This is a genomic window from Candidatus Schekmanbacteria bacterium RIFCSPLOWO2_02_FULL_38_14 (assembly GCA_001790855.1).
In the GTDB taxonomy this organism is placed as follows: domain Bacteria; phylum Schekmanbacteria; class GWA2-38-11; order GWA2-38-11; family GWA2-38-11; genus 2-02-FULL-38-14-A.
Genome location: MGDH01000017.1, coordinates 1 through 5,849, shown reverse-complemented (window position 1 = coordinate 5,849; position 5,849 = coordinate 1). Strand labels below are relative to the sequence as shown.

5 protein-coding genes and 1 pseudogene are annotated in these 5,849 nt (G+C 40.7%); all 6 read left to right on the top strand.

What is annotated here, in order from left to right; translation table 11 throughout:
* The first annotated feature begins 229 nt into the window (after positions 1–229).
* Positions 230–1,003 carry a hypothetical protein gene (locus tag A3H37_11330; protein OGL50396.1) on the top strand — a complete coding sequence of 258 codons (774 nt, stop codon included), beginning with the start codon at positions 230–232 and terminating at the stop codon, positions 1,001–1,003.
* Positions 1,000–2,217: a hypothetical protein gene (locus tag A3H37_11325; GenBank protein OGL50395.1), complete on the top strand. Its 1,218-nt coding sequence runs from the start codon at positions 1,000–1,002 to the stop codon at positions 2,215–2,217. Before A3H37_11330 ends, A3H37_11325 begins: the two co-directional genes overlap by 4 nt.
* A 10-nt stretch (positions 2,218–2,227) precedes the next feature.
* Positions 2,228–3,271 carry a nucleotide sugar epimerase gene (locus A3H37_11320; protein ID OGL50394.1) on the top strand — a complete coding sequence of 348 codons (1,044 nt, stop codon included), beginning with the start codon at positions 2,228–2,230 and terminating at the stop codon, positions 3,269–3,271.
* Positions 3,272–4,438, top strand: coding sequence for a UDP-N-acetylglucosamine 2-epimerase (locus A3H37_11315; protein OGL50393.1), 1,167 nt, complete (start codon positions 3,272–3,274; stop codon positions 4,436–4,438).
* Positions 4,439–4,478: 40 nt separating this feature from the next.
* Complete coding sequence (locus A3H37_11310) at positions 4,479–5,477, top strand: hypothetical protein (protein ID OGL50392.1); 999 nt, start codon at positions 4,479–4,481, stop codon at positions 5,475–5,477.
* Positions 5,471–5,849 (top strand): annotated as a pseudogene (locus tag A3H37_11305) (hypothetical protein). Before A3H37_11310 ends, A3H37_11305 begins: the two are co-directional and overlap by 7 nt.

Here is a 5,849-nt window from a genome sequence, read left to right as displayed (position 1 = left end):
TCATGACCTATCCCCAATCAGATCTCAAATTTCTCTCGGGGTAATCGGTGCGGGACTATTTGGCAAGTCACTACTTTTGCCGTCTTTAAAAGACATTAGAGGTATTAGGCTGCATACGATTTCTACTTCTTCGAGCTCTAATACGTATCATACAGGAAAGAGATTTGGATTTGAGAACTGTACAACTGATTATAGGGAGGTGCTTAACGATAAAGAGATAAACGCTGCAATGATTCTTACCCCGCATAGTCTGCATGCGAAGATGGTAATAGAAGCGCTAAAGGCAGAGAAGCAGGTATTTGTAGAAAAACCACTTTGTATCAATGAGAAAGAGTTAGAAGAAATAATGGATGCTTATCAGCATCAGTCACTCTTTCTTATGGTTGGATATAATAGGAGATTTTCACCTCATTCCGTAAAAATTGCTAACTATCTTGTAAATCGTCAGGCCCCAATAGTAATTAATTATAGAATCAACGCTGGCTTTGTTCCAGCTGACCATTGGGTACATTCAGAAGAAGAAGGAGGCAGCCGGGTTATTGGTGAGATTTGTCACTTTGTGGATATGATGCAATTTTTGACGAAAAGTAATCCTGTCAGAGTTTATGGGGAGAGGATTTCGGGAAATAATAAAACAACGCTAAATAGTGATAATTTAGCGATTACTTTGAAATTTGAGGATGGCTCAGTCGGAAATATTCTTTATTCAGCCTCAGGGGATAGGGCATACTCAAGAGAGCAGATAGAGATTTTCTGTGAAGGGAGTGTCATTGTATCAACAGATTATAGAGAGACAAACTTTATCACGAATGGGGTAAAGAAACGATATAAGACATTTAAGCAAGAGATTGGGTATAAAGAAGAGATGCAACACTTTTATGATGTTATAACTGAAAAATCTAAGCCAGGGATAACCCCTCAGGAAATATTTCTATCCACCCTTACGGTTTTTAAGATTAACGAATCATTAGAAAAAGTGACCCCAATCGCGATAACTATATGAATATTCTCTTAGTTACAGAATCATATCCCCCGGAGATACGTTCCTGTTCCCATCTGATGCAGGAGATGGCAGAAGAGCTTAGAAACAGAGGACATAAGGTTTTTGTTGTTGCTCCATATCCGAAGTATAATATTACTGCGGATATGGAGGGCAAGAGTTTCCATGAATTTACTGATGAAAATGGAATAGGTGTCATTCGGGTGAAAATCCTTCCTCATCATAAAGTTAGTTTCATAATAAGAGGGGTTTCTCAACTAACCATGTCATATATCTTATTCCCAAAGATTAAGATGCACATTAAAGATAAAGTAGATGCTATTATAGCTTATAGCCCACCTCTGCCGCTGACGGATGTTGGAAGGATGGTGAAGAAGAAATATGGGGCAAAGTTCATCCTGAATATTCAAGACATATTTCCTCAAAATGCTATTGACCTTGGAATCATTAAAAATACTTTTGTAATAAAGTTTTTTGAATGGTTAGAGAGAAGGGCGTATAAAAATGCGGATAAGATTACGGTACATTCGGAGAATAACAAAAAGTTTCTTCTTGATAAAAAACAGATTCCCCCTGATAAAATTCATGTCCTCCATAATTGGGTAGACATCAAGGAATATACCAATGTAAACGGAGCTGGTTCTTTCCGGGAAAAGTATGGACTATCAGATAAGTTTATTTTTCTGTTTGCAGGTGTTATCGGTCCTTCGCAATATCTTGAGTTAGTGATCAATATTGCAAAAGAGGTTAAAGATAACTCTGATATTGTATTTCTTCTTGTTGGTGATGGAATGGAAAAAGACAGGCTTGTGAGGATGATCGAAGACTACAAGCTAAAAAATGTTATTATTAAACCTTTTGTATCCAAGGAGGAATATCCCAAACTCGTGAGGGATGTGAATGTAGGTCTTGTCTGCCTGAGCAGTAAAAATAAGACTCCGGTAATTCCGAGCAAAATACTGGGGTATATGGCGGCCTCTATCCCTATAGTAGCTTTTTTAAACAAAGAAAGTGACGGACATAGCTTAATCAAGGATGCTGGATGTGGTTATTCAGTGGTCTCTGATGAGCACAAAAAGGCGATGGATCTGGTGATAAAAATATATAAGGAAAAGGATAAATTAAAACAATATGGTGAGAATGGATTAAGCTATGTATCAACATATTTTGATAAGAGTATCTGTATAAGTGCATTAGAAAAATTATTAAGGACATAGGAGGGAATTTATGGAAAAAGAGTATTTGGGAATGTATAAGGATAAAGTTGTTCTGGTTACCGGAGGCGCTGGCGCCATTGGTTCCAACCTCACCAGGACTATTGCCGGCCTTGGGGCCAAGATAGTGATGGTACTTGATAATTTATCATCAGCCGAACGATGGAATGTTCCAGCGCTATCAAATGTCATGTTTGTTGAAGGGGATATACGTGATGAGGTGAAGCTCAAAAGGGTATTTTTTGAAAAACCGGAATATGTTTTTCACTTGGCCGCATTTTTTGCAAACCAAAACTCTGTGGATCACCCAGAAATAGATCTTGATGTCAATGGTATGGGGACATTAAGGTTGCTGGAGTATTCTCTTTTTACAGGGGTTAAGAGGTTTATCTATGCATCTTCAGGGTGTTCTATTTATGGCAGTAGCGCCCCCCTGCCATTGCGGGAGGAGTTTATGTCTTTGAACCTGAGTACACCCTATCAGATTACTAAGATGCTTGGAGAGCTTTACTGTAACTTCTTTTATAATCATTATGGTTTGCCAGTTGTTAAGACCAGATTTTTTAACTCTTATGGTCCCGGGGAGATTCCGGGTCAATATAGAAATGTGATTCCCAATTTTATCTATTGGGCGATGAAAGGAGAGTCCTTGCCTCTTACAGGGACTGGGGAAGAGACAAGAGATTTTACCTATGTCAATGATTTGATAGATGGACTATTGAGGGCAGGGTACTTTGAGGAGGCAATTGGAAAGGAATTTAATCTTGCTTCCGGGAAGGAGACGAAGATTATTGATTTAGCAAATAGGATTAGTGACCTGACAGGGAATAAAGCCGGAATTAATTTTTTGTCACGGAGGAAATGGGATACAAAAAGCAGGTTGCTTGCTTCAGTGGACCGTGCAAAAACGTTAGTTGGATATGTACCCAAAACAGAGTTTGATGAGGGACTAAAAAGGACAGTTGAGTGGTTTAAAGAGAAATGGGATTTAATTGAACAGGCTGCGTCATTTGGTCCTGGAATGACCTCTGCAGTGAGAGATAAGGACACGAAATAAATGAAGATTCTTACTATATTTGGGACCAGACCTGAAGCTATTAAGGTGGCCCCTGTCCTTATGGAACTGAGGAATTGCTCCAATGCCGTTACCTCTAAGGTCTGTGTTACTGCTCAACACAGGGAGATGTTGGACCAGGTGTTAAAGGTTTTTGATATTAAGCCGGACTATGATCTGAATATTATGTTTAAGGGACAGGACCTGTTTGATGTATCAATTAACTCCTTAGCCGGGCTCAGAGATGTCCTGAAAAAGGAAAGGCCGGATATGGTTTTAGTTCAGGGGGATACGACGACCGCATTTATGGGGGGGCTTGCAGCCTACTATCTCAAGATACCCATAGGTCACATTGAGGCTGGGTTGAGAACATATGATAAGTACAGTCCTTATCCTGAAGAGAAAAACAGGCATATATTGGGTGTACTGGCAGACTATCACTTTGCCCCAACATCATGGGCAAGGTCCAATCTTTTAAAAGAGGGGATTCCTGAAGACAAAATATGGGTGACCGGGAATACGGTCATTGATGCGTTGCAGTATATTGTTAGCAGGCAGACAGAAATTAAGAGCAGGCAATTCTGGAATAGATATTTTGAAGAGAAATGGGGCGTTAATCTTCCGTCTACTTATGATGGCAATAACCCGAAACTGATATTAGTGACTGGCCATAGACGGGAAAACTTTGGTGAAGGGTTTGAGAACATTTGTTTAGCGCTTAAGGAAATAGCAGAAAAGAGAGACGATGTAGTAATAATTTATCCCGTTCACCTTAACCCTAATGTGCAAAAGCCTGTAAAATCTATCTTAAATGAACAGCGCAACGTCTATCTTATAGACCCATTGGAATATGAACCATTTGTATTTTTAATGAGCAATGCACATCTTGTCCTTACCGATTCGGGTGGTGTTCAGGAGGAAGCCCCTTCTCTAGGGAAGCCGGTATTGGTCATGAGAAACACAACGGAAAGGCCTGAAGGGATAGAGGCTGGTACAGTGAAGTTAGTGGGTACGGATAAGGATAATATAATTAAAAGCATAATGGAACTATTAGACAATTCAGAATACTACGAAAGTATGTCAAAGGCTGTGAATCCTTATGGGGATGGCAGAGCTGCATCGCGAATTATCGACGTCTTGAAAGAACATAATGATTACTCTATTCAGTAGCTTTATCAAGATATCATATCCAATCGTGAATATCTAACTAATGTCAAGTGCTGTAAAGGAAGCCGTAAAAAAAGTTTTTGTAACCGGTGCAACTGGTTTTGTTGGGAAAATGCTCTGCCACAGTCTCGTGGAAAAGGGTTATCATGTGACAGGGACTGTTCGATCACCTGGAAAAATTGGCTTGCTTCCTGGGAGAATGGAATACCGGATAGTTGAAGATATTGGACCTGAAACCGAATGGGCTGGGGCATTGGACAACGTTGATGCAGTTGTCTATCTCGCCGCAAGGGTCCATGTGATGCACGAGACCTCCACGAATCCACTGGATGAGTATAGAAGGGTAAATACCTCAGGGGCAGCAAGATTATTTGACATGGCGGTGAAGGCAGGTGTTCGAAGGATAATCTATCTAAGTACTATCAAGGTGAATGGGGAGAAAACTGAAGGAAACTCGTATACGGAAGATTCTTCGGTTTGCCCTGCAGATGCATATGCCCAATCCAAATGGGAGGCAGAGCAGATATTGCACGGCCTTGCTTTAAAGCGGGGTATTGAGGTGGTCATCATACGTCCACCCATGATTTATGGGCCGGACGTAGGGGGGAATTTCTTACGGCTTTTAAACTGGGTAAACAGAGATATTCCCTTACCATTGGCACTTGTAAATAATAATAGAAGTCTGATCTATGCAGGCAATCTCGTGGATGTTATTGAGACTTGTATTACCAACCCAGGTGCTGCAGGAGAGACCTTTTTGGTGAGTGACGGAGAGGATACCTCCACACCAGACCTGATCAGGATGATTGCGAAAACAATGAATAAAACAGCGAGATTGATCCCCTTGCCGGATCTGTTGTTAAAAACTGCTGGAAAACTTATGGGGAAAGGGCCGGAGATAGAACGGCTCACTGGCTCTCTTCACATAGATAGCAGTAAGATCAGGAAGGTCCTTGACTGGATGCCGCCGTTTACTATGGCAGAAGGGATTCGTGAAACAGTTAAATGGTACAAGAATAGTATAAGGTCCGTGAGGTGTTAACCGCCCTAACTATTTTATTGGCCATTTTGTTCAGTGCAATCAGTTCTGCGGTTATATCTAAATACAGTTTCAGAATTGCCGCAGTAGATGTTCCCAATGAGCGTAGTTCTCATTCACTTCCGACACCACGCGGCGGCGGCGTTGGGATATGGATTGCTTTAGTCATTGTTGGCGTTTTTATAACAAGGGACTTTTATTTTTCTGCGATTCTAAGCATTACAGGCCTCCTTGGTTTACTTGAAGACCGCTTTACTCTCTCTTCCAAAATCCGCCTTTTAAGTCAGTTTGTCATTTCTTTCTTTGTTGTATCTCTTTTTTCAGGACTTCCTCCCACTCTGTTAACAATATTCCTCTACTTATTCTGGCTTATAT